Source organism: Paraburkholderia sp. JHI869 (genome assembly GCF_038900775.1).
Classification (GTDB): Bacteria; Pseudomonadota; Gammaproteobacteria; order Burkholderiales; family Burkholderiaceae; genus Paraburkholderia.
Genome location: NZ_JAYMSC010000031.1, coordinates 79,732 through 104,481 on the forward strand (window position 1 = coordinate 79,732; position 24,750 = coordinate 104,481).

12 protein-coding genes and 9 pseudogenes are annotated in these 24,750 nt (G+C 58.3%); 8 read left to right on the forward strand and 13 right to left on the reverse strand.

What is annotated here, in order from left to right:
• Positions 1-92 precede the first annotated feature (92 nt).
• Both VSR72_RS35260 and VSR72_RS35265 read right to left on the reverse strand, forming a co-directional pair.
• The gene (locus tag VSR72_RS35260) at positions 93-1,484 is read right to left on the reverse strand and encodes an MATE family efflux transporter (protein WP_342956874.1); all 1,392 of its coding nucleotides are present in this window, start codon (positions 1,482-1,484) and stop codon (positions 93-95) included.
• The gene (locus VSR72_RS35265) at positions 1,481-7,993 is read right to left on the reverse strand and encodes an amino acid adenylation domain-containing protein (protein WP_342956875.1); all 6,513 of its coding nucleotides are present in this window, start codon (positions 7,991-7,993) and stop codon (positions 1,481-1,483) included. The genes VSR72_RS35260 and VSR72_RS35265 overlap by 4 nt, the downstream gene beginning before the upstream one ends.
• A 111-nt stretch (positions 7,994-8,104) precedes the next feature.
• Here VSR72_RS35265 and VSR72_RS35270 point away from each other — a divergent pair.
• Positions 8,105-8,359: pseudogene (locus VSR72_RS35270) on the forward strand (transposase); the annotation flags it as partial.
• Positions 8,360-8,370: 11 nt separating this feature from the next.
• Here the strand turns inward: VSR72_RS35270 and VSR72_RS35275 are convergent.
• Positions 8,371-9,128 (reverse strand): IS5 family transposase gene (locus tag VSR72_RS35275; protein ID WP_342956876.1). Its coding sequence is split into 2 segments (ribosomal slippage): positions 8,371-8,807 and positions 8,807-9,128, totalling 759 coding nucleotides; the frame shifts between segments, so codons are not numbered across the junction.
• 125 nt (positions 9,129-9,253) lie between these two features.
• Here VSR72_RS35275 and VSR72_RS35280 point away from each other — a divergent pair.
• Positions 9,254-10,468 carry an IS701 family transposase gene (locus tag VSR72_RS35280; protein WP_342956877.1) on the forward strand — a complete coding sequence of 405 codons (1,215 nt, stop codon included), beginning with the start codon at positions 9,254-9,256 and terminating at the stop codon, positions 10,466-10,468.
• Between the two features lie 127 nt (positions 10,469-10,595).
• Positions 10,596-11,155 (forward strand): annotated as a pseudogene (locus VSR72_RS35285) (IS5 family transposase); the annotation flags it as partial.
• A gap of 546 nt (positions 11,156-11,701) precedes the next feature.
• On the opposite strand, the pseudogene VSR72_RS35290 reads toward VSR72_RS35285, so the two are convergent.
• A pseudogene (locus VSR72_RS35290) lies at positions 11,702-12,528 on the reverse strand (IS5 family transposase); the annotation flags it as partial.
• Positions 12,529-12,836: 308 nt separating this feature from the next.
• Between VSR72_RS35290 and VSR72_RS35295 the strand changes: the two are divergent.
• A complete protein-coding gene (locus VSR72_RS35295; RefSeq protein WP_342956878.1) occupies positions 12,837-13,583 on the forward strand; it encodes a 4'-phosphopantetheinyl transferase superfamily protein in 747 nt (248 codons plus the stop codon).
• A gap of 356 nt (positions 13,584-13,939) precedes the next feature.
• On the opposite strand, the gene VSR72_RS35300 is transcribed toward VSR72_RS35295, so the two are convergent.
• From VSR72_RS35300 to VSR72_RS35335, 8 genes and pseudogenes are all read right to left on the reverse strand, one after another.
• Positions 13,940-15,085, reverse strand: a complete 1,146-nt coding sequence (locus VSR72_RS35300) for a GGDEF domain-containing protein (RefSeq protein ID WP_342956879.1) — start codon at positions 15,083-15,085, stop codon at positions 13,940-13,942.
• 154 nt (positions 15,086-15,239) lie between these two features.
• A complete protein-coding gene (locus VSR72_RS35305; protein WP_342956880.1) occupies positions 15,240-15,953 on the reverse strand; it encodes an IS6 family transposase in 714 nt (237 codons plus the stop codon).
• A 242-nt stretch (positions 15,954-16,195) separates the two neighbouring features.
• Positions 16,196-16,336 (reverse strand): annotated as a pseudogene (locus tag VSR72_RS35310) (transposase domain-containing protein); the annotation flags it as partial.
• Positions 16,337-16,452: 116 nt separating this feature from the next.
• A pseudogene (locus tag VSR72_RS35315) lies at positions 16,453-16,728 on the reverse strand (IS66 family transposase zinc-finger binding domain-containing protein); the annotation flags it as partial.
• 26 nt (positions 16,729-16,754) lie between these two features.
• A pseudogene (locus VSR72_RS35320) lies at positions 16,755-17,003 on the reverse strand (IS6 family transposase); the annotation flags it as partial.
• Positions 17,004-17,040: 37 nt separating this feature from the next.
• Positions 17,041-17,397: pseudogene (locus VSR72_RS35325) on the reverse strand (IS6 family transposase); the annotation flags it as partial.
• A gap of 67 nt (positions 17,398-17,464) precedes the next feature.
• Positions 17,465-18,046: a hypothetical protein gene (locus tag VSR72_RS35330; protein WP_342956881.1), complete on the reverse strand. Its 582-nt coding sequence runs from the start codon at positions 18,044-18,046 to the stop codon at positions 17,465-17,467.
• Positions 18,047-18,279: 233 nt separating this feature from the next.
• Positions 18,280-19,410 (reverse strand): IS110 family transposase, encoded by a 1,131-nt coding sequence (locus tag VSR72_RS35335; RefSeq protein WP_342956882.1) that lies wholly within the window; start codon positions 19,408-19,410, stop codon positions 18,280-18,282.
• A 508-nt stretch (positions 19,411-19,918) separates the two neighbouring features.
• Between VSR72_RS35335 and VSR72_RS35340 the strand changes: the two genes are divergently transcribed.
• A complete protein-coding gene (locus VSR72_RS35340; protein ID WP_342956883.1) occupies positions 19,919-20,650 on the forward strand; it encodes an IS6 family transposase in 732 nt (243 codons plus the stop codon).
• Between the two features lie 57 nt (positions 20,651-20,707).
• Here VSR72_RS35340 and VSR72_RS35345 read toward each other — a convergent pair.
• Positions 20,708-20,926 (reverse strand): annotated as a pseudogene (locus tag VSR72_RS35345) (IS6 family transposase); the annotation flags it as partial.
• Positions 20,927-22,195: 1,269 nt separating this feature from the next.
• On the opposite strand from VSR72_RS35345, the gene VSR72_RS35350 reads away from it, so the two are divergent.
• The 3 genes and pseudogenes from VSR72_RS35350 to VSR72_RS35360 all read left to right on the forward strand — a co-directional run.
• Positions 22,196-22,816 carry a carbonic anhydrase gene (locus tag VSR72_RS35350; RefSeq protein ID WP_342956884.1) on the forward strand — a complete coding sequence of 207 codons (621 nt, stop codon included), beginning with the start codon at positions 22,196-22,198 and terminating at the stop codon, positions 22,814-22,816.
• Between the two features lie 100 nt (positions 22,817-22,916).
• Positions 22,917-24,446 (forward strand): SulP family inorganic anion transporter, encoded by a 1,530-nt coding sequence (locus tag VSR72_RS35355; RefSeq protein ID WP_342956885.1) that lies wholly within the window; start codon positions 22,917-22,919, stop codon positions 24,444-24,446.
• Between the two features lie 24 nt (positions 24,447-24,470).
• A pseudogene (locus VSR72_RS35360) lies at positions 24,471-24,638 on the forward strand (transposase); the annotation flags it as partial.
• Between the last annotated feature and the right edge of the window lie 112 nt (positions 24,639-24,750).

Genomic DNA, 24,750 nt, shown 5'->3' on the forward strand with positions numbered 1-24,750 from the left:
AGGCGAAAAACCGAGGGAACCTCACCCGTCAGCATAGCAGACCGCCATATTGCGACAGATCCTGATAAAGCGGTTTTGTCTTCTTCATTACGTCATTCTACCGCCCCCATTCCATTAACCTGACAGAGCCGGGAGATCTTGTCGATCTGCCGCATTTCACTGTATAGAATAACAATAGCGATAAGACCCGCTGCCATATCGGCAGCCGCTACCGAGAACAACAAGCCGTCTTGCCCAAATGCCTGCTGCAGCAAGGCCATCAAGGGCATCAGAAACACGCCATGCCGCAGTACCGCTACAAGCGTTGCCCAGATTGCGTCGCCCTTGGCCTGCATGAAAAGCAGGCACACCTGTTGCACCCCTAACACCGGCAACGCACAATGGAACAGTACGATCGCGCGGCTACCAATCTCTATCGTCGCCGACTCGTGCGCAAACCAGCCAATGATGGTTCTAGCTTGCCACACGACCCAGCCGGCATAGACTCCGGCGAACGTTAGGGCGACGGCGACCATAGTCCGAACCACTCGCGCCACCCGTGTCCAGTTACCTGCGCCGACATTAAACCCAACAACCGACTGCGCCCCGCTGCACAGTCCATACAGCGGAAGTACCGCCAGCATCGCCAAGCGGCTGGCCAAACCTATCGCCGCCACCGATGCCTCACCGTAGCGAGCAGCGAACCCATTGAGCATGGACATGGCCGCTACCGCGAGCAGAGTATTGAGCGCTGGCGGAATGCCGATGCGGGCGATGCTCGCCAGCCGGCACCAGCAGCGCCCCACCGATGGCCATGATAAGACGATGGCGCCGTGCCTGCCCGCGAAATGTCGCCAATACAAGGTTAAGCCGCACAACTGGGCCAGAAATGTTGCGATGCCAGCCCCTTCGATGCCCAGCCCCAACCAGAAAATCATCACCGGGTCGAGTGCCGCGTTCATTGCGAAGGATGAAACTTGGGTCGTCATGCTGAGCACGGTATTGCCATCCGCTCTCACGATGAAACCACAGACCATATTGAATACCACTGCCACATAGCCCAGCAGCAGCCAATGAAGATAAGCCACCGCCAGTGGCAAAGTCGATGGTCCAGCGCGTAGCCATGCCAGCAAACTTGGAGCCGCCAGCCAGCCCGCGATAGCCGCAATGCCAGCAATTACCATCGCCAACCATAACGCGTGCGATGCATAATCGTTGGCAGAGTGATCGTCGGCACGTCCCAGGCTTCGAGCAATCAACGACGCGGCCCCTGCACCGAAGATCTGGCCTATTGCCGTGATGCACATTGCAAACGGGAACGACAATGCCATCGCCGCGAGTGCTGCTGTTCCGAGCCGCCCCACGAAATAGGCGTTGAGAAACTGATAAGCGGCACTGACAGTGACGCCAATGACGGACGGAAGAGCCAGCCGCAGGATCAGTGGCAACAGTCGATCGTGGGCCATTGACTGCATCCGTGATGCCGCGATTGCTGGCGTGTTCATACTGTGGCCCCGTCCTTCAACCTTGCTGCGTCCACATCTTCCTGATTGTCCCTGAGGCATCCGGCATAAGCCGCGAGACAATGCAGCAACTGACGTCCCAGCATGTTCGCCTCCTCTGCGGAAAAGCAATGCAACGCACAATGCATCTGGATACGAAGTTTACCGTCCACATTATCGATATATAACCGCAACGTGTGATGATGGTTGGGCCCCATCCCATCACCCGTCCAGATGGTCGGTTGAGCAAGGCCGAGCAGCATGCGCGTACGAAGATTATCTAACACAGCGCGATAGTTGACGACAACACGCGGCCAGTCGAAATCCACCAGCGCCTTCGCCTGATCGTCCGGCAGCAGATACGCGGCCGCCCGTAGCCCAATGCCGTGGATCCGTGCCGAATTGCGCTGACGACGCACCGCTTTCAGACGTTCCGCCACACTGAGTCGCCCCTCACTAACGATGGCCAGCGGGACAAGCTCCGCGGTAAAGCCCATAACCGTCGACAGATCCTGACCCGGCAGGATAGGCGTGCGCAGCATGTCCATGCTGTCCAGAAACAGCCCTCGTCGCTGGTTGCCCTGTCCTGCCACCTCCGCCAAGGCGCATAGGATGACGTCGAACGCGTCAAAGCCGTGCCGGTCCGGATGCAGATCAAGCAGAATCTTTGTCGATTCCGCATCCAGGTCCAGATAGCGAATCCCCTTGCGCGCGCACAACGTCTCGAAAGCAGCGTCACTGTGCATCTGCCCAGTATGTAGCATCTCGAACAAGCGGCGGCTGGCATCAGCGCCACTATCGACTGGCTCAACCTCGAGGACTGTTGCACCATCCTCACGCAGCAGTTCCCATGGCCGACTTCGCCAATAAGCAACGTTGCTGTCCAACGAACCGCTCACATGTTCGCGCAGCGCCTTCACCCATCGATTTAACTGCGCGCGGCCACTGAATGCGGGAACCGGCGCTTGGCCATGCTCTATAGCCAGATAGTAGCGTTCTACTTCGTCCAGCAGGAGCCGGAACCCATAGCCGTCGACCAGGAAATGATGAATTATGATAAAAATCCAACTGTGCGGCCGCCCACCGACCTCCGCCTCGATCAATTGGAAACGCGACATCCAGGTACGACCATCGAACCGGAATGCATATTGTGCTTTCTCAGCGATACCAGATACCTCTCGCGTGCAATCACCGAGCTCTGAATAGGAGCCCAATGCAACTCGCTCCAGATGCAACGCTCCGACTCCGGTATGGAAGCGTAGATCATCGCCATCTCGAGAGATCCTGGTGCGCAACAGTGGGTAGTCTTTCGCCAACCTGACGATAGCGGACTCTAATATGGCCGGATCCAAACGGCAGCTATCGTCCTGCCAGATCGCGCACATGTTGAAATGCTCGTCTAAACCCATGCGCCGATTCATGAAGCGTATCGTAGGCGTTACTTCCACTCCACCGTCGATTTCCCCATCGTGGTGCACCAGTTCGCCGGAGCGGGCATCGATCAGCCCAGCCAGTTCACGTAACACTGGATAATCGTACAACTCGCTGACAGAAAAGCGGATGTCCATCCTGGCCGCCTGCGCCACACAGCGCACGCTCAGCATAGAGGTACCACCCAGTGAGAAGAAATGCGCGTCCGCACCAATCGTCGACATACCAAGCACTTCCTGCCAAACCCCGGCCAGTGCATGCTCGGTCGTGGTGACCAGCGGCGCGAGTACGCCCACCGCGGTTTGCCGTGGCAACGGCAAGCGGGAACGGTCCAGTTTACCGCCCGGCAGCTTAGGCAAAGCCCGCAAGCGAACAAATGTACGGGGAATACTATGGGGCAACAGCGAATGACGGAGCATTTGCCTGAACCCATCGTCTGTCGACGGCAGCTTCGCCTCAGTGCCCACCACGTAGGCAGTCAACAGCGGCTCGCCATCCGCAGCGCGGTGCAAATGCACCGCGGCCTCCTCGACCCCAGGACATTTTCTCAAGACGTGAGAAATCTCATCCAGTTCAACACGCAAGCCATGGATCTTGATTTGGTTGTCACGCCTTCCGAGGAACTCCAGGCGGCCGTCGTCACGGTGGCGCCCCAAATCGCCAGTGCGATAAGCCACAGTTCCGAGAGGCTGTAACTCTGGCACCGGATTATCAACAAATCGCTCGACTGTCAACTCCCTGCTGTCATGGTAGCCACTCGCCAGGCAGTCACCCGTCACCAGGATCTCCCCCATCGCACCTTGAACCACCGGCCGCAACTTGTCATCTACGACGGCTATGCCGACATTGGCCACCGGCTTACCGATCGGGACAGTCCGTTCATCAGCGCCCACTTCGCACACCTCTCCCCAAGCGGCGTTCGAACTACACTCGGAGGAGCCGTAGAAGTTGAACAAACGGGCCTGCGGGAACGCCTCGAGAAAGCGCCGAGCCAACTCCGGTGGCAACACCTCAGCGCTTGAGGTGACCAACCGCAAATCTGAAACCGACCGTCCATCTGTCAATTGTGCCGTCAAAATGCCGGTGATCAACGGTGGCGAGCACAGCAGATGCGTTACCCGGTAACGATCTAGCTGCAATAGCAGCAGAGATGGATCTTGCAGTTCTTGCTGACTCAGCAGCAAACTAGGAACGCCTTGTAAGAGTGGCCCGAAGATTTCCCATTGACTAGCAACCAGCGCCGCCGACTTCTGCACTACGCAGACATCACCTGCCTGAAATGGGAATTGCCCCCACATCCAGTGCAAGCGATTTATGCATGCTGTAGCGGGAACCACAACGCCCTTCGGTTTTCCCGTAGAGCCAGATGTGTAGACGATCTGCAGCACTTCATGCGAGCAAGATGGCGAAGGGGCGGCATCTGTTTCCTCATTGCCGCATGCAACTTCCTCCGACGGCAGTAAAACCAGCCCTCTGTCACGAAATGCTTCTCGCTGCAACGGCGTGGCAACGAAGGCATTGGGAGCGACATCTTTGGCAATCTCAAGTATGCGGCTTATCGGATAATTTGCCCCGATCACCGAGTAGGTTGCGTGCAGCTTGATCGCAGCTAGAAGAACGATCAACGCGTTTACGCCGCGGTCAATGCCAAGCAACACCCTGTCGCCGGCACCAACACCGGCGGCTACGAGTCTGTTAGCAAAACGGTTGGCTGCACCATCCAACTCAGCATACGAAATGCGGCCGCGCTCCCAGAAATAAGCAGTGTCCATTGGCGACATTTTGGCACGCGCTTCGAACATTTCGCGTAGCGTACTAGCGCCTGTATAAGCCAGCCGTCCTCCGTTGTAACGCTTAAGAAAATCCTTTTCAGCTGGGTGCCGCAGATCCAGCTCTGCCAGCGGCGCCGCGGGCGCCGAAATGATCACCTGAATAATTTGCCGCAGGTTGAGCAGCATTCTTGAAACGAGCTCGTCGGAGAACAGCTCAGTGCAATAGGACATCTGCAGATAGATGCCGTCCCCCTCTTCCTGACAGTAAAGAGTGAGATCGTACTTGGTATAACCGTTCTCCAATTCGCGTGCGACAATTGACACATCGTCCTGCCCCTCAGAAATTAGCTCTGCCTTCTCCGAATACATGTTGAACATCGCCTGGAATACGGGGGAAAAATTGCTTCCACGTACCACGTCAACTGTTTCCAACATCCGACTGAATGGATATGCCGCGTTGAATTCAGCACCGATGACAGTTTGCTGCGTCGTGGCCAGATGTTCGATGAATGACTTGTCAAGATCCATCTTCGCCCTTAGCGGCAACATGTTTAGGAAGAACCCCAGCAGCTTTTCCGTACCTGACTGTTTGCGCACTACATTCGGAGTGCCGACGATGATATCGTCCTGTCCGCTGTACTCTCTCAATAAAACGTAAAAAGTCGTCAGTAACACGCTGAAAAGCGTGGTGCGATTGTCCGCCGCAAGTTCGCGAAGTCGGGACGCCGCGAGAGCCGGAATTTGTATAGCGTATGACTTACCGGTGTAACGCATCCGCCTCGGACGAGGCTTATCGGAAGGCAGGGTCAGCACCGGCACCTCACCCGACAGCTGTTGTGCCCAGTACGAGCGCTGTCGCGCCCAGCAGTCCGATCGAAACTGCTCAGACTCCCATTTCGCGAAATCCGCGAACGAAATTTCGGCTTTGAGACCGTCCTCTGAATTGACTCCCGCCTTGTAAAATTCACGCAGTTTGCGCACCATCACCGAAAGCGACCACGCGTCCATAATGATTTCATGCGTGGTAAATATGACAACATGCCGCTCTGGTGTCTCTCGTACTAGTAGTGCGCGATACAGTGCGCCTCCGGCGAGATCAAAGGACGGTAGAAACTCGCTCGCCTTCAGTTCAGCCAACCTGAGGGCAGGATGGTCGCCGCAAAGGTCTATAAAGCGCAAACTACCCTTCGGCGGTGAATCGAAGGTCAAATATGGATTGCCGCTCTTTTCGACGAATCGGATGCGCAGTGTGTCGAAGTACTGCACCACCGCATCCCACGCCCGACTAAAGCGATCTCGATCAAGCTCTCCGCAGCATTCGAGCGCCGTTTGCAAGGTATAGTTGGATGCTGTTGGGTCAAGCTTCCACAAAAACCATAAGTGTTTTTGAATGTGGCTGGCCGGAGCCTCTCCGCCCTCATCACGGCGACTGGCGACAATGGCGGAAATCGACTCATTCCCATCCTCTTTCTCGGCCAGAAGTTCGGTTAATTCATCTATTGAGCAATGGTACAGGTCAACCACCGAAACTTCGCGGGCGAATTCGCTCCGAATACGGTTGATCGCAAGCATGGCGCGCAGCGAGTCACCGCCCATCAGCAAAAAGTTGTCGTTTCGCCCCAGCCGGTCTAGATGCAGTATCTCGGCTAACAGCCTGCACAACCGAACCTGAACACCGTCAGCGGGCTCCAGATATTTCACATCGGAAAAAGGACGCAAACTTTCCGGGGAAGGCAATTGCTTGTAATCAAGTTTGCCATTGGCGTTTAATGGTAATGTCGCCATCTCGAAGAAGAGATCAGGCAGCATGTAGTCAGGCAACTGACGCGACATGTGTTCGCGTAAAGCGCTCCGTGTAACCTCCTCTCGAAGCTTGACGAAGGCCACGAGGCGCGGAAGTCTTTCCGCTTCCCCTAGACTAGTCAGTGTTTCCCTTGCCGTCAGTTTCACCCGATTGTCAGCGGGGTAATGCACCACTACGGCCGCGGCCTCGACTGCCGCATGTAGCCCCAACAAACCTTCCACTTCGTTTAGCTCAATACGGTAACCACGCAGCTTGACCTGGCGATCTGCTCTTCCGAGACACTCCAGTAAGCCATCCTCACGCAGCCTCGCGAGATCACCAGTCTTGTATAATCGATCATATCCGCGCTTATCGCTGAAAGGGTTAGCCACAAAAGCCTGCTCGGTACGCGCGTCGTCGTTAATGTAACCACGCGCAAGGCCAACGCCGGCTACACAAAGTTCGCCTACGTCACCTGACGCAACAAGCGTCAGCGCCGCAGCATCTGGCCTGACCACATAGATTTGCAGATTGTCTATCGGTTTCCCGATTGGCATAAATGCCTGACCTTCCGTCGGAGAGTTAGAGATCAGTGTATGCGTGACACCGTCGGCACATTCAGTTGGTCCATAATGGTTAAGGATGGGAATAGACGGGTACATCGCCAGCCAGCGTCGGCAGACGTCGGGCGGCAATGCTTCCCCGACGGTGGAAATCCTGCGCAGCGCCGGCAGCGCGCGTGCATCGATCAATTCGACTTCGCCCACAAACGAGCGTAGTAGCGAAGGCACAAATTGAATGACCGATACTTGGCATTCGCGCAATTCAAGCAGCAGCCGCGACGGATCGCATACAACGTCTCTATTAATGATCCGCGTGCACGCCCCCACTTGCAGCGCTGCCATAAACTGCCACAGAGAAATGTCAAAACAGTGCGATGCAGTCTGCGCCACCTGGTCAGTTTTACTGATCTCCAGATCGCGGACTTTAGCGTGCAGGTGATTGATCAAGCTCCGCTGTTCAATCATTACGCCCTTTGGACGGCCGGTGGTACCCGAAGTAAAAATGATGTAGGCAAGATCACTGCCTTTGCCTCTGGGCCCGACAAAGGCTGCGCGAGATTCTTGCGCTTCTTCAATATCAAGAAGCACTAGTTCCGGTTTGGTTGCCTGCAGATGCGCCGCCTGCTCGTAGCAGTTACGGGCTGTCAGCAGTAGGCAGCAGTTGCTCTTCTCCAGCATGTAATCCAAACGTTCCACTGGATACTGGCGATCAAGCGGCATATAGGTACCGCGAATCTTAAAAATGGCAAGCATCGCAGCCAATAAATCAATTCCTCGCTCCATCAGCACGCCGATGACGGGCGCCTCGCCGCCACAGCGCTCGGTCAGCGCCATTGCGATGCGATTGGACTGCTCATCAAGCTCCCGATAAGTTACCGACTCGCTGCCATGCCTTGCTGCCATATGTTGCGGATAACGCCGTGCCACATCACAAAAGTAGTCCACTGCCAATAGTGTTTTCATTTAAATCTCACTCACTCGCCTAGGAGGCGGTTTCAAAAAGAGTTCATGGGGGCTATTAACCCGTAACGCAACCTGTTAACCTCCGATCGTCGTATCAACAGGATCGAGGAGATGGGCAAACCAATCATCGACGACGAACTGTGGTCACTGATCGAGCCCCTGCTACCACCAGCGAAGCCACGGCGCTTCAAGCATCCGGGCCGCAAACCGGTACCGGATCGGGCTGCGCTGACCGGCATCTTGTTCGTGCTGAAGACCGGTATCCGCTGGCGAGATTTGCCAGCGGAGATGGGGTGCGGCTCCGGCGTCAGTTGTTGGCGCAGGCTACGCGATTGGCAGCAAGCCGGTGTATGGGATCGATTGCACCTAGGTCCTGTTCACATTCTCACCAGCGGTCCAAAGGCACAGGCAAGCGATGCGAAAGCTAGATAGTTCCCTGCGAGCTTGTCGTAGCGAGTGGCGACACGACGAAAATGTTTGATACGACTGAAAAAGCGTTCGACTATGTTCCGCGTCCGATACAGTACGCGGCTATAGCGACGCTTGGTCTTCCGGTTCGAACGCGGCGGGATTACGGCCTTCGCACGCGTAGTGCGGATACTCTCCACAAAGGCGTTCGAGTCGTAGCCCTTGTCAGCGATGACCGCACAGGTGCGCAAATGCTCAACCAGTTCATTAGCGCACGAAATATCGGAAACCTGTCCCTCGGTAGCAATCAACCGCAGTGGGCGTCCGGCGTTATCGACGGCCAGGTGCAACTTGGTGGTCAGTCCACCTCGCGAGCGACCGAGCGCTTGCGGAGCGTTTTTTTTCGAGCTCCGGCCGAATGCTGGTGTGCGCGCACGATAGTCGAATCGATCAACACATGCTTGATCTCGGTTTCGTCGGCCACGGCGTGGATCACGCGTTCCCACACACCCTTGCGACGCCACCTGGAGAATCGCATGTACACCGTATGCCATCGGCCGAACGCCTTGGGCAAATCGCGCCACGGGCAGCCGGTCCGTCCGATCCAGAGGACAGCTTCGACAAACCAACGATTGTCGCTCGCTGTTCGCTCTGGATCGCCCTCCTTGCCCGGCAAGACGGATTCGATTCGTGTCCATACTTCGTCGCTCAATAACGTTCGAATCATCTTGGCCTGCTCGTGCAAAAGACAAGATGTAAACACATTTCACCGAATGTAAACAGACCCTAGTACGACTGTGTTAAAAAATAAGATATTATTCACGCATCTTCAAGCGTTTTATGAGGAGTGCGATGGAACTCTCCACGAAGCGGTTCGAGGAGTACGTGTCCCTGATGGCTCAGTCTCTTGGACACGCTGATCGTGTCGAGCCGTTTCGTGGCTACTGCACTGGGTTGATGCTGCCGGTCAAGCGTAAGAGCGTCGAGCCCATGGCGGCGCATTTGTCGCCGGACCGGGTACGTTCGGAACACCAGCGTCTTCATCACTTTGTGGCCGATGCACCATGGTCGGACCGAGCGGTGCTTGATACGGTGTGCCGTTACGTACTTGAGCGAGTTCGCCGACGCGCGGGTTCGCCTGAGGCGCTCATTATTGACGACACAGGCTTTCCGAAGAAAGGGACGCACTCGGTCGGGGTCGCTCGGCAATACTGCGGCCAATTGGGTAAGCAAGACAACTGCCAGGTCGCAGTTAGCGTCTCGCTTGCCAATGATCACTTCAGTCTGCCGGTGTGCTACCAACTGTATTTGCCGCAAAGCTGGGCAGACGACCTGCAACGGCGTAAGCAGGCCAAAGTGCCTGAGCCGCTGGAGTTCGTCACCAAGCCGATGCTTGCCTTGCAATTGCTTGAGAATCTCGGCGAAGTGGAATCGCTGCCGGAACTGGTTCTGGCCGACGCCGGGTACGGGGCGAGCACTGAGTTCCGCGAGCAACTCACGGCGATGGGCTTCACATACGTAGTGGGGGTAACCGGCGCGGTCGGTGTCCAATTCGAAGGTCAGCCACCGCTGCAAGCGAAGGAGTTGGCCATGCAATTGCCGTCGCGTCGATATCGCACCGTGACATGGCGGGAAGGCACCAATCGCGCCTTGTCGTCGCGTTTTGCGGCCATACGGATACATTGCGCCTCTCGAGCAACCCGGCGAACTGAGGCCACCGATGAGCAGTGGTTGCTCATTGAATGGCCCACGGGAGAAGTCGAGCCGACCAAGTACTTCCTGAGTACATTGTCGGCCGACACCCCAATCAGGGAACTGGTACGGCTTGCAAAACTGCGCTGGCGTATCGAGCGCGATTATCAGGAACTCAAGCAGCAACTCGGTTTGGGACATTTCGAGGGACGCAGTTGGCGCGGCTTTCATCACCACGCGACGCTGTGCATAGCGGCTTGTGGCTTTCTCGTCACTGAACGCCTGGTGGTTCAAAAAAACCCCCCAGCTCATCGGTTACTCGGCGAAGTGTCTTCCTTACCCGAAGGCTTCCGGCCCCGCGGTGCCCCTGCGTAGGCAGCGACATGTGGCAGATTCCATCACGACCTTGCGATTGGAGCTTGCGGCCGCGCTACTTGCCCGCTTTGAGCGGTGTCCGTGCTGCGGTCGGGAAACCGGGTAATTTGTTAACACAGTCGTACTAGTGCTCCTGGCGAAGTTGAGGGCGGTCGACAAGATCGACTTCTCGCGCATGGTCGTCGACTCATCGTCGATTCGCGCAGTTGGGGCGGGCGAAAAACTGGCCCGAATCCCACTGATCGAGCGCGACCAGGATCCAAGCACCACCTCGCCACCGACGCCCACGGAACACCGATCGCGGCAATCCTGACTGGCGCAAATCGTAACGACGTCACCCAACTTGTTCCGCTGATTGAGGCCATCGTACCGATTGGCGGCGTGCGTGGGCGGCCTTTGAGCCGTCCCGGCCGCGTCTACGCCGACCGGGGTTACGACCACGACAAATACCGACGCATTCTTCACGAGCGCAGTATTCCCACCAGCATCGCGCGACGCGGCCACCCCCACCGCAGTGGCCTTGGAAAGATCCGTTGGGTCGTCGAACGTACACATGCCTGGTTGCACAATTTCCGCCGTCTACGTATTCGCTTCGAACGTCGCGCCGACATTCACGATGCGCTTCTCAAACTCGGCTGTTGCCTGATCTGCTGGAACACCCTTCAGCGAGCTCAACAGTCTTTATGAAACCGTCTCTAAGTGCTTGAACTAACCGACCCTATACTAAAACAGCTGCCTCGGTCGGACGACATCCCAAGTATCCGTGGAATGATCGTCGAATGGTTCATTGCACTTGGATTGGATAACAGGCTAACTGGCTAGCTTACCTCCCGCTTCAATTTTCCCCCGACAGCAGATGCAATAGTTGAGCCAACGCCACGACACACCGGAGAGATATCTCCCAGCACATTGCTGATCGGGATGATTGATGGGCACTCACCCTCCAAAACGCTTGCGGGATCTTCCGCGAAGTATCGTTTGTGGAATTGGCTGTGTTGCATACCCGACAATGTTGGATATGCAACATCACGGATTGCCGCGACGAGTGCCGATCAGAGCGACGAACTTACTGACGAGTGCATCAAATAGTGCGCAGTTGGCTACGCGGCATACCGAACGCGCTTTTCCTTGAACAGTTTGCGAATCAAGTGAGGCTCTCTTTTGCCGACGATGCGGATGGGCGTTGTTGCATAAATCGAACGTAAGGACGAAGTGATCCCCATGTTTTCGATCTCAGGCAATTCGAACGGACTGCGGGCGGGCGAGTGTCGCCATGCGGTTGAGCACGCCCGCACGAATCGAGACTTCGGTTGCTTGGGAACCAATCTCGCGAGCCCACAGGCAAGAACTCCGTGAGGGGCTTGAGTCGGTACACCAGAGCCTCAGCCAGCGAGCGACGGTGGTAGCCACTTGCGAGCTTCCACTCAAGTCTGCTGCTTTCTGCTGTCGCATCGATGGCTGCATTGCGCCGGGCGCGCCAGGCATGTTCTCCGGCAAGGGGTCGCGCTCTCAGGCGACGGAATCGACGGGGCAGCTCCGCGCGCCGCAACCCGCGCATGGCACGCCTTGGTGTCCTAGGCACCGTCGCCACCGATGGTGTCGATTGCCACGTCAGCGGGAATCTGTTCGAGCAAATCAGGCAACACTTCGCTATCGCCCTCGTCCTGACGAGTCCTCAGTGGAGCGCAGATCTGTCCGGTGCTCGCGTCCATCGCCAGGTGCGACGCGTGGACCCGCGATGCTTGCGCACCTTCCACTCGCCTTCGCCATAGACGTTCTGTCCGGTACTGTCAAGCACGACGTGCAAGGTGTCTTTGGGCGTTGTGCCGGCAGCGCGACCTTCAGCGTCCGTGTGCCTCACCGTCGTGTAGTTCGGCACGGGCAGGCTCGGGAAAGCAAGTTTGCGCAGACTCTGGGGAAGCCTTGCAGTGCCCGCGGCGGCGAAAGAAAGACCTGCTTGAGTTCGAGCAGCATGTGCACGAGCGCATCCGCAAAGATGCATGGGGGCCCCGAGTGCACACCTCGGATTCCGGTGCTGCAGCGAAAAGATCAGGCGCGAGGACGGCGTCGTCAATCGCTAGTGTGTCATGTTCATGGCGTTCATCTCGCTATCGTTTAAACCCGTGCGCAAAACCGTTCGTAACTCGACAGAATTTCATCGGCCGAGTTGCTCCAGACGAACGCACGTGATCCACAACCTGTTTCAGGAAAAGCACGCCCATTTTTCCGACTGAAAACCGACACACATTCGATGAAATGGCCAGTAACATCCATTCGGAGCAGTCCGGCTCGGACTTGAGCACCTCTGTTTCTCGCGCGGCATAATCGTACAGGAACTGCCTGTTACCGTCACTCACGGAGTGAATTGATGATCCTCCCTGCAACTTCGGCTTTCAATGTGCACAAGCTCGCTCCACCGCGTGCGTCCCCAGCAGATATTGAAATATTTTGCGTCAGCTTCGATTTTCGCGTCATGCTCGACAGTCCCGCATTCGCTCCGCTCTCGGACGACGAGCGTGCGAAGGTCGCGCGCTTCCGACGCCGCGACGATGCGCTGCGTTGTGCGGTGACGCGCGTCGTGCTACGTCAGTTGCTCGCGGAACGAACAGATTCGGAGGCCAGTGAATTGCGTTTCGAGCAAGACACCGGCGGACGGCCCCGTCTCGATAGGTCGATGCAAGGCGGGTCCGGTGGACAACTCGACTTTAACGTTTCGCATTCGGAGCAGTATGCTCTGATCGCAATTGGCCGGCGACGGAGGGTGGGTGTCGATATCGAATTTGCTCGCAAGGACATCAACTGGAGGAAGCTCGCATCAGCGGTATTTGCGCCGCGCGACGAGGCACAAGTGACCGCTTTGCCGATGTACAGGCGAACCGACGCGTTTTATGACGTATGGACAGCAAAGGAAGCGGTGTTGAAGACACTTGGCGTCGGCATCGGAAGGGGCATGACATGGTTTTCTGTACTTGGAGACAGGCAGCACGAGCCAAGTATCGTAGTTAGCGAGGAGAGCGTATGCAATCGCGACTTGATTGCGAAACTCGACGCAGTTTGGCTTCGCGCCCTGAGCGGTTATGCCGGATGTGTCGCGTGGTCGCGCGATGTCGCTTAGTCGGATGAGTAGTCGCAATGCACGTTGAGCGCTTTCAGAACTTTACTCTGATCAAAGTTTTTGTCTGGCGCGAAGCGAATTTGGCGTGAGCCGTAAGAAGCATGGGTTCGCCAACGAGCATGACCTTGCGTTCGCGGTAGAGGCGGCTCCCGAGAGGACGAGGGGTTGTGGCGGCACTGTCAAGTTAGCAGGCGTGGATTACCTTTATCGAAACATCGATACCGTTCTCGAACAGACGAGCGGCGCGACGAGATGGCACGCGCGGATGATCAACGTTTGCCGCGCGATGACTGCGCTGCATCGTCCCTGCACGGAAGACACCCAGCAGGCGCAGCGGTGAACGCCGGCGCAGCGCCCTACTCGGTCATCGCCGTCGTGGACGGCCCGCCTTGCGCGGGATAGACATCCGCGATCACGCAGTCGCGGCCCGCGAGTTTCGCCTTGTAGAGCATATGATCGGCACGCCTGAAGAGGTGCGTGAGATCGTGCCCGTCGCCCGGCGCCGCAAACGCGATGCCGAAGCTCGCCGTGATCCGACAGGTCTGGCCCGAATCCGCAATCACGACGGCTTCGCCGATCCGCTGCCGCAGCCGCTCGGCAAGCGCGGCCGCAACCGGGAACTGCGCGTCGTCGAGCGCCACCAGCACCGCGAACTCCTCACCACCAACACGCGCGACGACGTCGGACTGCCGCACCGTGGTGCGGCATAGTTCCGCGATCACGCGCAGCGCCTGGTCGCCCGTGCCGTGTCCGTAAGAATCGTTGATGCGCTTGAAGTGGTCGACGTCGAACATTAGCAGCGCGACGCGCGGCGAGGCGCCGCCGGTGTCGTCGAGTAGCGCGCGCGCCCGGCGCTCGAACGCGCGGCGGTTCAACAACCGCGTCAGCGGATCGGTATCGGCCATCGTCGCGAGCTCGCGGATCAGTTGCCCGCGCTCGGTCTCGAGCTGCGCACGCTCGACGCTGTATTGCCGCAGCACGTGCGTCGCTTCAAACAGTTCGCCGATTTCCTCGTGGCGATGCGAAGACGGAATCTCGACCGCCAGATCGCCCTTCGCGATCGCGCGGATCACGCGGATCACGCGGGCCGCCAGCGCGAATGGCCGCACCACCTCGCGGCGGAACATCAGGATCAGCCACGCGAGCACACCCAGCAACACCACGACCGCAACGATCGCGCCCGCCAGCGCCAGCATCGCCGAGCGCAGATTGCCCTGGGTTTCCGCGAGCAGCACGTCGCGCAACTGCGTGATCGACGGCATCGTCGGCACGTACTGTTCGGCGAACCGGCCGGTCGAAACGTGCGCGCCGCCCGGGTGGGTCGCCAGTTCGCGAACCGTCGAGACGTAGCGCTCGCCGTCGCCGAAGTAGCGCGCGAAGGCTTCCGCCGTCACAGCCGGATGGTCGAGCATGCGCAGATCGATCAGCGCGCGTAGCTGTTCGATGCGGCCGCGCGAGAGTTCGATCGCGAGCAGCTCGTCGTCCGTCAGCGTACTGTGCATCGCGAGCGCGCTGGTGAAGCGTGACCCGAGCTGCCCCGCCTGCTAGCGCAGGTCCGCAGTCAGCTTCGCGACCAGCATCGTGTCGAACACGTCCGGGTCGCCCTTGGTCGCGACCGACGGCTCTGGTGCAAATAGGCGGTCTGTAAAGGACACCTCATGAAGCAGACAGGACGGCCTCCCAGACTGCGGGCGCAGTGGTATCTTTGAGGCCGAGCTTCGCGAGGCCGAACTGGCCCTTGCGAATACGATGTACCAACTCAATACCCGAGAGCGTGATCGCTGCGTTCCTGAAACGTTTGAAGCCGAGCATGACTTTCGTCCGGGACTTGATGCTGCGGTGGTCCTGCTCGACCCGATTATTGAGATATTTCGAGGATCGGATCTTCGTGTCCTCAGGCAGCAAGCCATCGGCCTTCATCTCGCGCACGGCGCGGTGCGAGGCTGCATAGCCGTCAAGCGTGATGGTCTTCGGTGGCTGGCCCTGATGTTTGATCGCCTTCCTGAAAAAGGCTTTTGCCGCCTCCACGTCGCGCTTTGCACGGAGCATGAAGTCAACCGTCTGGCCCACCCGATCCACCGCCCGATAAAGATAGACCCACTTTCCGCGCAGCTTGAGATAAGTCTCGTCAACACGCCAGGACTGGCCGGTGGGCCTGCCGAAGCGATTCCACCGTTTGACGAACTCCGGCGCAAAGCGCCGCACCCAGCGCGTCGTGTGGGCCAGCGCCAGACCCCGTTCCGCCATCATTTCGACCAGATCGCGCAAGCTAAGCTTGTAGCGCAGGTACCAGCGAACACACAGAATGATCACATCGCGGTCAAAGTGACGGCCTGCGAACAGTTCATCCAGACTCTTCAACTTGCTCATCGTCGGTTCTCAATTCGTTTAGTCCGACACCTTAACCGATTCGCCCCCGCGCTATTTGCACCAGAGCCCTCGCTCCGCTCGGTGGTTACCTTGCGCGCGCCAACGACCCTCCGCCGTGCAATACCGTAATGTGGCGCGGGATGCGACGCCTGACGGACATCCAGATCGGCTATGAGCTTGCGCTAAAAAGAAGTGGGTAATTGCAAGGGCATCAGCAACGTCTTGACTGGAGGTCGTGATCTTCAGACTGCGGTGCGGATCTGACCGGCGACGACCCACGGTGCGAGTTCGTCGATGCGGTTGATTGCATGGTCGGCGATGCGTGCGAGCACGTAACGCAGATATGCTTCAGAATCGATGCCGTTGAGTTTTGCGCTGCCAACGAGTCTGCACCAGCAAACAGATAGTTGCGGCGTCAATGCACATATTTGTACAAACGCTACTACCTGTAGGCGAGGACTGCAAACCTCGAGCTTTGGATAAAACTGCGCTCGGGACACGAGACGAGCACGTGTGCCAGCAGCCCTGGGCCGGCGAGACCGCGTTCGATGGGACGACTCGGTGCAGGCGCCTGAGCGATGTGGTCGCAACACACGCACGCAAACTTCGGGCGCACATGACGGATGACCTGGAAGCTGGCCGGCACGTACTCAAGCTGTTCGGCGACGTCTTCGCCCAGCGGCTTCATCTCGCCGCCACACTCCGCGTACCTCCCGGCAGATTCGGGCAAGTGCGTTCGGATCTCGCGCGGAAGATGTTCAGGCAGTGGCTTGCGCGGCGCCTGTTCTACAGCGGTGCGCTCGCCTTTTCGAATAACGGCACGAGCTTGATGACCCAGCGATGCACGCTTGAGTGGTCGACCTCGATTCCGCGTTCCATCATCATTTCGAGGTTGCGCAGACTCAGCGAGTACGCCACGTACCCCCGCACGCACAACAAAATCACGCCCACTGGAAGATGCAGGCGCTTCAGAACCTTCGCAACGCCAGGCGACAACGTCTTTTGCAAAATTCGTTCCTTCTCCACTGGCTCTTCGGGCGAATTCTTCATGCCTTGATTTTACAGTAACTCCTTAACGCGACAGAGCCCGTTTGGCCGCTACCTTGTCGCGCCGCTTCTGCAGCAGGATGTCCAGTTCGGCCCCATGTTCATCGACTGCCCGCCACAGCAGATAGGGTTCACCGCGCAGCGTCACGAACATCTCATCGAGATGCCAGGTGCTACCCAGCTTGCGCCGCACCGCTTTGGCACGACGGGCAAAGCTCGCGCCGAATTTGTCGCACCAGCGACGGATGGTCTCGTAGCTCACGACCACACCGCGCTCGAACAGCAACTCCTCTATGTCGCGCAGGCTCAGGTGGAACCGGAAATACCACCGAACCGCGTGGCTCATGACCGCCGCCGGAAACCGGTGGCCGTGATAAAGCGAATTGGTCTTCTTCATCAACACATCTTACCCGGCCACTTCGTCAACGTGACAGCGCCCTCGCATTCGCAAGGGACAGTTCGACCTATCCGCTCTCGCGCTTGAGGACATCACTGCTTTCTCTATCTGGGATGCTGTCCTTTTCAATCGATAAGGTATCCATATCTATTAGCGATATCGCGCACACGCCATCTATTTGCACCAGATGCGGCGACAGAACCTCGCCTTCACGCTTGTGGCCGCTCGGCGTTTGTCCGGTGGCCGACATTTGGCGGCAACGACAAATTCGCTCTATCACAGTCGCCGGTTCCGTGCGGCGGTCTAAACATGCGCGATTTGTAAAGAATCCAACATCATTGTTTGATAGCCGCCGAAAGTGCGCGACGCAATTTCCCGCCAATGCGTCATTGTGCCTGCCCCGTTGGGCGCGACCGTTTGCGGCCCACGTGGCGTGGAAGGTGCTTGGTGACAAGGCGCGCGCAGTGAAAGTGTGGGCAATGCTTGCCTGCCGACACTGCAGTGCGTCGCAGGAAAACCTGGTAACTTTTCGGAAGGGATCGATCATGTCCAAACTAAAGTGGGTGCTGTGTAGCGGTGTGGTGATGGCTATGCTGATATGACTCCCCGTAGCAATAGGCGATCGGTTTTTCACTTTCTCTAAAGACATGTTGTTTGAGTTTCCTGAGGGCGGCGTAGCAGTAAATCTCGACGGTGTATCACGCTGATATCCGCGGGTTGGGTACCGCATTACAGTGGTCCGCCCAATGAGTCTGCCGCTATCTAACCGCGCAAGTCGGATGAGATCCGTTGCCTAGCATAGCCCGCGGATTACTCGTGTGCCGGGCTACGCCGCCTTCAGGAAGCTCGTCCTCCAGTCGTTGTGGGGTTGCCACGTGAGTGTCATGCTGTCGGCACCTCGCGTGGCATGGCCAGCGACATCGCGAGCTGGCTGATGTCCCAGATGAACCCCGCCAGTTCGCGGGCGATCGCGACCACGGCAATGTTCTTCTCCTTGCCGCGTGCGACGAGCCTCCGATAGCGCCCACACAGGCGCACCTGCGCGTCCCAGGCTCGATCGACAATGGGCTTGGGGATGCCCTCGTGCCGGCACTGGATCTCGCGGCTCACGCGGGCCGGGTGCTGGTAGCTCCAGGCCGCTTCGACGAGCAGCTTTCGCGCATAGCTGTTGCCGTTCTTGGTGATGCTGCCCTGGCGGCGCTTCTCGCCCGACGAGTGTTCGGAGGGCGTCACCCCCAGCCAGGCCATCAGCTGGCGTGGGTGCACGAAGCGTGAGAGATCGCCCAACTCGGCGAGCATGCCCACGGCCGTCGTGAACTGCAGGCCACGCATCGTCTGCAGGGCCAGCACGGCCGGATAGAAACGCCAGTTGACCACCGCCTCGCGCAGTGCCGCCTCAAGGCGGTCGCATTGTGCGAGGCGGTCCTCGATTGTGCGCCGCAGCTCCTCGAACGCCAGTTGCTGCCATGCGCTGTCGAATGAGTACTGGCTGATCCAGCGTCGATGCGCGGGGCCCCAATCAGGGCGGCCCGTGTAGCCCACACCGTGCGAGAGGAGAAAGGCCTTCAGTCGTTGGCGCGCACGCCTCAGATCGTCCTTGGCGCTCACCCACGCGCGGGCCAGATCGCGGAAGGCTTCGTCATCCACGCCGGGCACGTACACCGCCGAGAGGTCTCCGGCGCGCAGCGAACGGACCAGCTTGATCGCATCGCGGCGGTCGGTCTTGACGCGTTCGCCAGGTTTGCGCGGAATTAGTGAGGGCGCGCACACCATGCAGTCAAATCCCTTCTGCAGGAGCTGGCGGTAAAGTCCGTAGCCGCACGGGCCCGCCTCGTAGACGATGCAGATATGCTGCGCCTTCGATTGCAGGCGCTTGCACAGGCGATCGATATCGGCCTTTGTCGTCCCGATCTTGCCTAACAGCTCGACGTCGCCCATTCCGATCGCGTAGGCGACCGTGATCGACTCCTTGTGCACATCCAGACCGACGTACAGCGTGCTATCGTGTCCCATGCTGGCCTCCGTGGTGGAAATCGCCGGGTGTGGCCCTGTCCACACCGTGCGGCTCTGGCAGTCATGCTAGCCCGCGTTTGATTCCTTCGCGGCAGGCCAGCCTCTCTGCCCCACGGGGAGTCATATTGACTAATCGGAGTGGCGGCAGAAGTTGCCGCCGCGTCGGAAGACGCGTGCATTCCGTTCGACCCGGCTAGTGCTGTCTTCTGCTCAGTCGTTGGCAACTGATTGCGGCTTTTCGGAAGGGGCCGCATTTGTCTGCGGGCCCCGTCGGGACTAGCTCGCGGGGTTGGCGAGGCCGGAGCGGCTAACGTCAAGGCTTTGCGGATACGAGAATGGCTGCAAACCATCGCCGGCAGGCGATTGCCACGACATTGACGGATGAGCGATCTTCTGACTTTGTCAACCAGTAGCGAAGCGTTATAAAGTTCTGTTTCCAGTTCATGGGGATTGAAATGCGCAAGAAGGGCTCTGTCAGGTTGACGCAGGAGCGGGGTAGAATGAAGCGATGAAGAAAAGAAAGTCGCTTTATCACGGTCACCGCTTCCCTGCCATCGTCATCAGCTGCGCGGTTCGCTGGTATTTCCGGTTCAGCCTGAGCCTGCGCGATATCGAGGAGTTGTTGCTCGAGCGTGGTGTCGTCGTCACGTACGAAACAATCCGTTGCTGGTGCGACAAGTTCGGCGCTGAATTCGCCCAGCGTGCAAAGACGGCGCGGCGCAAGCGGGGCAACACATGGCATCTGGATGAGATGTTCGTGACGCTGCGCGGGGAGCCGTATCTGCTGTGGCGCGCGGTCGATGAGCATGGCACTGAACTCGACGTTCTGGTGCAAAAACGACGCGACAAGGCCGCAGCCAGGCGCTTCTTCCAGCGAGTGCTGCGATCAAACCCGGTGCCGCGCAGGATCGTCACTGACCAGCTACGCAGCTATCCGGCAGCGAAGTCCGAGATTCCAGAGCTCGCTCACGTGAAGCACGTTTTCGTCAAGGCGGTTGCACGCGTGAATAACCGCGCCAAGAATAGCCACCAGCCGACCCGCAGACGCGAACGCCAGATGCTCGGCTTTCGCGATGCGCGTCGCACTCAGGCGTTTCTCTCACGGTTCGGCCCGATCCGGCAGCACTTTGCTTTACCCAGACATCGAATGAAAGCGGCAAGTCACCGTGCCGCACTCCAGGAACGCTTCGCCACATGGTACGGTTGGACTGGAACTGCCTCAATCGGTAAGGCTATTTAATAAGGATAACTACCGTTACCGGTGCGCGTACAGTCTACGTTCGTTAACTTGACAAAGCCGTCGAAACGCCTTCTCCAGGAAGGGCAACAGTTTGAATGCCCAACGATAGACCGTCGAATGATCGACCGCAACCCCGCGCTCGGCCATCATCTGTTCGAGATGACGCAGGCTCAGCGCATAGGCCACGTACCATCGAACGCACAGCAACATCACGTCTAGCGGGTAATGCAACCGTTTGAGTACTTTTGCCACAGCCGGATTCAGCTTCTCGGTCATCGATCAAGTCACACATTAAGGCCCGTCAGCATAGCAGACCGCCTTATTGCGACAGATCCCCGGAAAGCGGTGACCGCCATAAAGCGGCTTCGCATTCTTCATCCTACGATTTTACTCGACCATCCCAGCAACGCGACAATGCCGAGATGATCGATCTGTGACCAAACCGGTTAGCAGTCCTTTATCGACGCGGACTCATCGCACCGCCACCGCAAGATGCACCGAACTTCGTTGCGCACACCCAATAATCAGAACCAGCCGAGCGCAAATAATGCCACGCGGTAAGCGAGACTACTGAGGGTAGTCCATCAAATTAATTTATGTCTGTGCTTATATTGATCGGCGTAGGTCTTATTGAGGTATGTTTGCTGCATTTTATCAATACATCTGAAGCACAGTCGGTATAAGAGATGCGCGCAAATCTATGCGCCTACGGGGCCAACGCATGGTTTCATTCAAACAAGGGACGGGGCAGCCTAACGTATTTGACGACACAATTGCGACACGATGACTCATCTAGAATAGCCAGTAGACTGAATTCTGTTATGTAAACCTTAATGGCTGGAATGAAATGCATCGCAATTCTCATCAAGCTCAACACCAGTTGTCGGCGCAAAACACTGTATGAGATCGCCATCATGGAAGAATCTTCTGCCGGGACGATGGCAAATGGCAGTCGGCACGGCGTTAGCGCCGACCAAGTTTTAGCTGGCAAGGAACCTCGCGAAGACACCTGGCCGCTAGCACAAACTGCTGAGCCAGTCCTGCCGGCATTGGTGTTCTCGGCCGCCATCACGGACCTCTCCAGTTGTAACACGCCGTTAGCAAGGAGACGCTGGAGAAGAGACTCCTAGTGTGGGTGATCGGAGAGGACGCTCGAAATACTTGTTCCGACGCTCACGCATACTGCCACGGAACGACCCCGTTCGACCGACTGGCTGAATGGCCAGCGCGTCGCCGTGGTAGATGATGCCAGGGGATATCAAGACCAGTCCATCGGATCAGGGCAAGGTGCGGAGAACGTTTCCTGCGCAGTAGCCCGGTCTCCGGCTCCAGAGAGGTCACCCGCCGAATTTCGCTATTTAGGAGCGCCCCTCCTAGGGTATCCCGGCGGCGGCCGAGTGCACTGGGTGTTGATTGACGGGAGACCGCGAAGGCTGCGCCACGTATTGGCGTCGTCCAGGTTCATTTTGGAACGACCCATTTTTTTGATAGAAGGCTATTCGCAAGCATTGATCGAAGCCAACGACCTGATTGGAGTCTCGACTCGTGAATCTTCCAAAACGCATGCTCGTCGCCAATGTCGCGTGGGCCCAGGAAATCGGACGGCGCGAACCAAACTTGTTTCGCGCGCTAGCCATGGGGCAGAAACCGCAAGTGCTCTGGATTGGCTGCTCAGATAGCCGCGTACCCGTCGAAACCATCACCCACTGCGCGCCGGGGGATCTATTCGTTCATCGCAACATCGCTAACCTTTTTCATCTTGATGACGACAACACCATGAGCGTGCTCGAATATGCGGTGTGTGAGCTGCGGGTCGCGCACATCATTGTCTGCGGGCATTACGGATGCGGGGGCGTGCGCGCCTCGCTACTTCCGCCAGCCGATGCCTTGCCGCACTTCAACCGCCACATCAGGCCGCTTTGCGCACTCGCACACACGCATCACGCGGCGCTCGCTCGCCTGCCATCGGAAGAGGCACGCATCAACCGGCTCGTCGAACTTAATGTGCTCGAACAGGTACGCCTGCTGCGCGAGCATCCGCTCGTGCGTGGGCGTGCACCCTCTCCCCTTGTGCACGGCTGGATCTTTTCACTGAACGACGGCCAGATGCGCGAACTCGTGTCGGGCTACGGGCCTGAAACAAGGAAGGCAATCGCCCCCGTCTGACCCGCTCCAGATCGCTCCGCTTACCTCGTTCACCGGAACATGGCAGTCGCACAAGTTTCGCCGTCGCGGTATTCACCCTTCACTATTTTTCGTTTCCGCCATGACTTCGAAAGCTTTCCCGTCTGCGCTTCTACGTGACCTCACTGCCGGCGCTGTAGTCTTTCTCGTCGCGCTGCCGTTGTGTCTCGGCATTGCAAAAGCCTCCGGCGCAGAGCCGCTAGCCGGGCTGGTGTCTGGCATCGTTGGTGGCATCGTCGTCGCCTTGCTCAGCGGATCGGCCCTCAGTGTGAGCGGCCCCGCCGCGGGCCTCGTCGTGATCGTCGTCGACGGCATCGCGCGTCTCGGTAGTTTCTCTGCATTCCTTATTGCACTGCTGCTCTCGGGCGCCATCCAGTTCGGCTTCGGCACGCTTCGAGCCGGGCAGCTCGCCTCGTATGTGCCCACACCCGTCATCAAGGGAATGCTCGCCGCAATCGGCCTGCTGCTGATCATCAAGCAGGTTCCACTCGCAGTCGGTCTGACGTCGGGCGGCAACACCGAATCGTTGGCAGGCGCGCTTGCATCCATCTCGCCCATAGTCTGTACTGTAGCCGCCATCTCGCTGGCCATCCTTGCGGCCTGGGACACGCATACATTGCGACGCTTCGCCCTCGTGCGGTTCGTGCCCGCGCCGCTTGTCGTCGTAGTTGCGGGCGTAAGCGCGACGCTGGTTTGCGGCGCGTTAGGCGCCACGCTCGCGTTGCCACCTGAGCACCGCGTAGCGTTGCCGGCCATCAAATCGTTGGCGGCGCTCCGCGACGCCTTGCATTTCGCTGAGTTCGGGTTGAGCTTCGCGCGCCTTGTGGATCCAGAAATCTGGATCGTCGCCCTGACGCTTGCCGTTGTCGCCAGCCTAGAAACGCTCCTGAGCCTCGAAGCCGTCGAGCAGATCGACCCGCAGCGTCGCGCCGCACCACCGAATCGCGAACTCAAAGCACAAGGCGTCGGCAATATGGTGGCAGGCGCCATCGGGGGATTGCCCATCACATCCGTCATCGTCCGCAGTTCGGCCAACGTCCACGCCGGCGCGCGAAGCAGGCTCTCCGCAATCGTGCACGGCGTGCTGCTCCTCGTCAGCGTGTTCGCGCTCACGGATGCGATCAACCTGATTCCGCTCGCGAGTCTCGCCGCCATTCTCATTCATACCGGCATCAAGCTCGCCAGACCGTCGCTGTTCATTATGCTCGCGAAACAGGGAGCGGCAGCGTTCACGCCATTCATTGTAACGATTGCCGGGGTGCTCGCCACCGATCTGCTCACCGGAATTGTCCTCGGCGTGCTGTGCAGCGCCGCGCTCGCGTTGTGGGCGAATCTGCATCGGCCTATTGCCCTCGCGCGACACGACGACCATTTCCTGCTCTCGTTTCGCAAGGATGTGTCGTTTCTCGGCAAGGTGGCGCTCAAGGAGATGCTTGCGCATATCCCGGATCGGGCGACTCTCATCGTCGACACAACCCGCGCCGATTTCATCGACCACGACGTGCGCGAACTGCTAGACCGTTTCATTGACGAGGCACCGCTGCGGTCGATCGCGGTGGAGGTTCGACATGCCGCAACGGTGCTGCCTCCTTCAACGCGCTCAGGCGTCTGACCGCATGCCAACAATGATGTTGGGATCCGTGCTCGGGTTGAGCACGTGTTTGCCGTTGTCAAGCGCCTGTGGGGCTTCACGAAGGTGCGTTATCGCGGTCTGGCGAAGAACGCCAATCGCGCCTTCGTCGCGCTGGCATTGACCAACGTCTATCTCTCGCGCAGACGATTGATGGCACAGGTACGCCCGTAGGTTCTGGTGCAAATAGGTAAGCAGGTTGAGAAAGTTCATATAGGTAGGAAGGCTTATCGATCAAACAGGACCGCATTCCATACGGCGGGCGCAGCGGCCTCCTTGAGGCCGA